Below are 3,442 nucleotides of genomic sequence, written 5' to 3'. Positions count from 1 at the left end.
GCGCAGACCCGGCCGGGCACGCACTGCTGGCCGGCGGCCATCTGCTGGGCACGACCAGCCGCCGCGGCGGCCTGGACGACGGCACTGACGAAGTCGATGACTATTCCGGCCTGCCCGCCGAGGCGCTGACCGAAACCGGCTCCGACCCGCGCGAGGTCTATGTCGAGTCCCTGGCCATGTGGTTTGACGTGCGCGCGCGCTACCTGCAATGGACCGACGGCCGCCTGGCGCAGATGCTGAWCGCCACCGACATCACGATGCGCCGCCACGCCGAGGCCCAGGCCGCGCTGCAGGCCGACAAGGCCCAGGTGACGAGCCGGCTGATGACCATGGGCGAGATGGCCTCCAGCGTCGCCCACGAGCTGAACCAGCCGCTGACCGCCATCACCAACTACTGCAACGGCATGGTCAGCCGTGTGCGAAACGACAGCATCGACAAGGATGCGCTGATGGCGGCACTGACCAAGACGGCCAAGCAGGCCGAGCGCGCCGGCCAGATCATTCACCGCATCCGCAACTTCGTGAAGCGCAGCGAGCCGCAACGCCAGCCCGCCAACGCCGCAGACATCGTCGAAGACGCGGTCGAGCTCGCCGGCATTGAGCTGCGCCGGCGCAACGTGGCCATCCACACCTATGTCGCCCAGCGCCTGCCGCAGCTGATGGTGGACCCCATCCTCGTCGAGCAGGTGCTGATGAACCTGCTGAAGAATGCCGCCGAAGCGATCGACAACGCCTCGCTCCCGACGTCGCGCCGCCACATCGAGCTGCGCGTCATCCCCAAGCACAGCGCCGAGCTGGGCGGCCAGATCGAGTTCTCGGTCACCGACATGGGGCCGGGTTTGCCCGATGAAGTTCTGTCGCGCATGTACGAGGCCTTCTTCTCGACCAAGGCCGATGGCCTGGGCATCGGCTTAGGGTTATGCCGGTCTATCGTCGAGTCCCACCAGGGCCGGATAAAAGCCGAGAACCTCTACAATGGCTCCTTGGTCGTCGGCTGCCGATTTGCATTCACGATTCCGGTCACCATCACCTCAGAACACCTGCGTCAGGAAGCCTCACCAGGCACTCCCGGCAGCGCTCAGAGAACAGAACCCACAGCACCATGAGCTTGATCCCCAAGAAGGGCAACGTCTACGTTGTCGATGACGACGAAGCGGTCCGCGACTCCCTGCAGTGGCTTCTCGAAGGCAAGGATTACCGGGTCAAGTGCTTTGATTCCGCCGAATCCTTCCTCGCCCGCTACGACCCCCGCGAGGTCGCCTGCCTGATTGCCGACATCCGCATGGATGGCATGACCGGCCTGGAACTCCAGGACCGCCTCATCGAACGCAAGAGCCCCCTGCCCATCGTCTTCATCACCGGCCACGGCGACGTGCCCATGGCGGTGCAGACCATGAAGAAGGGCGCGATGGACTTCATCGAGAAGCCCTTCAAGGAAGAAGAGCTGCTGGCCCTGGTGGAGCGCATGCTCGACCAGGCCCGCGAAGCCTTCTCCAGCCACCAGGAAGCCGCCAGCCGCGACGCCCTGCTGGCGCGCCTGACGACGCGCGAAGCGCAGGTGCTGGAACGCATCGTCGCCGGCCGCCTGAACAAGCAGATCGCCGACGACCTCGGCATCAGCATCAAGACGGTCGAGGCGCACCGCGCCAACATCATGGAAAAGCTCAACGCCAACACCGTGGCCGATCTGCTGAAGATCGCATTGGGTGCCACGGCGAAGGCCTGACCTCCACTGACTACCGGAAGGCCGCTGAACTCTCAGCGGCTTTTTGCTTTCTAAATTTGAACACGGCCACAGAGGCACAGAGACACTGAGAAATTCAAGGTTTCTCTCTGTGTCTCTGTGCCTCTGTGGCTTTGTTTTGCAGTTTTTGAACGGACCCACACTGCCATGACCGCCCAACTGATCGACGGCCTCGCCCTCTCCAAATCCATCCGCGCCGAGGTCGCCACCCGCGCCGCGGCCCTGACCGCCAAGGGTGTGCAGCCCGGCCTGGCCGTCGTCATCGTCGGCGACGATCCGGCCAGCCACGTCTACGTGCGCAACAAAGTCAAGGCCTGTGYCGACGCCGGCCTGCATTCGGTGCTGGAGAAGTACGAAGCGACGTTCAGCGAAGCCGAACTGCTAGCCCGCATCGATGCGCTCAACAACGACCCCAGCATCCACGGCATCCTGGTGCAGATGCCCCTGCCCAAGCACATCGACCCGTACAAGGTCATCGAAGCCATCGCGACGAGCAAGGATGTGGACGGTTACTCGAYGCTGAGCGCCGGCGAGCTGATGACCCAGCTGCCGGGCTTTCGGCCCTGCACGCCCTATGGCTGCATGAAGCTCATCGAGAGCACCGGCTTCGATCTGCGCGGCAAGCATGCCRTCGTCATTGGCCGCAGCAACACCGTGGGCAAGCCCATGGCCCTGCTGCTGCTGCAGGCCAATGCCACGGTCACCGTCTGTCACAGCGCCACGCCGGACATCGGCCACCATACCCGCCAGGCCGACGTCGTCGTCGCCGCGGTCGGCCGGCGCAACATGCTGACCGCCGACATGGTCAAGCCCGGTGCAGTCGTCATCGACGTGGGCATCAACCGCAACGACGAGGGCAAGCTCTGCGGCGACGTGGACTTCGACGGCGTCAAGGAAGTGGCTGGCTTTATCACGCCCGTGCCCGGCGGCGTGGGTCCTATGACCATTGCCATGTTGCTGGTCAACACGCTTGAATCTGCGGAACGCGTCGCCAAGTCTGCTTGATATGACAAATCCTCTGCTCTCCACTGCCGCCCTGCCCGACTTCGCGGCCATCCATCCCGAGCATGTGCAGCCGGCCATCCAGCAACTGCTGGCCGCCGCGCAGGTTGCACTGGACGAGGCCACCAAGCCCGAGACGCCGGGCGATTACGACGCGCTGTCGCGCATCCTCGATACCAGCACCGAGCACCTGGGCGCCGCCTGGGGTGCCGTGGGCCATCTGAACGCCGTCGCCGATACGCCGGCACTGCGCGAGGCCTACAACGCGATGCTGCCGGCCGTCACCGAGTTCAGCACGGCCATGGGCGCCAACGAGGCGCTGTTCGCCAAGTACAAGGCCGTGGTCGCCGCTCAAGGTTCAACGCTGAGCGCACCGCGCCAGCAGGTGCTCAAGCACGCCATCCGCAACTTCGTGCTGTCCGGCGCCGAACTGCAGGGCGCGGCCCGCGAGCGCTATGCCGCGATCCAGGAGCGCAGCGCCGAACTGCAGCAGCAGTTCAGCGAGCATGTGCTGGACGCGACCGACGGCTGGAGCTACATCGCCAGCGCCGAGGAACTGGCCGGCGTGCCGCAGGATGTGCTGGATGCCACCAAGCTCGACGACGGCGGCCACAAGCTCACGCTGCATTTCCCGGTCTACCTGCCCGTCATGCAATACGCGGAAAGTCGCGAGTTGCGCGAGAAGCTCTACCTGTC

The 3,442-nt window shown here is 65.0% G+C and carries 3 protein-coding genes and 1 pseudogene; all 4 read left to right on the top strand.

From position 1 onward, the window contains the following. Positions 1-1,106: sensor histidine kinase (locus AC1DU6_RS24245; RefSeq protein WP_477860190.1), on the top strand; the 1,106-nt coding region annotated here is incomplete at its 5' end. Next, positions 1,103-1,726, top strand: a complete 624-nt coding sequence (locus tag AC1DU6_RS24240) for a response regulator transcription factor (protein WP_056195018.1) — start codon at positions 1,103-1,105, stop codon at positions 1,724-1,726. The genes AC1DU6_RS24245 and AC1DU6_RS24240, both read left to right, overlap by 4 nt. Positions 1,727-1,891: 165 nt before the next feature. Further along, complete coding sequence (folD, locus tag AC1DU6_RS24235) at positions 1,892-2,749, top strand: bifunctional methylenetetrahydrofolate dehydrogenase/methenyltetrahydrofolate cyclohydrolase FolD (protein WP_477860188.1); 858 nt, start codon at positions 1,892-1,894, stop codon at positions 2,747-2,749. 1 nt (position 2,750) lies between these two features. Continuing rightward, a pseudogene (locus AC1DU6_RS24230) lies at positions 2,751-3,442 on the top strand (oligopeptidase A); the annotation flags it as partial.

This window comes from Roseateles sp. P5_B10 (genome assembly GCF_056400485.1).
This window is presented reverse-complemented; position numbering and strand designations above follow the sequence as displayed.

What these genes read in the sequence shown, in the direction of transcription:
- AC1DU6_RS24240 (WP_056195018.1), top strand. Translation starts at nt 1,103, where the DNA reads ATGAGCTTGATCCCCAAGAAGGGCAACGTCTACGTTGTCGATGACGAC.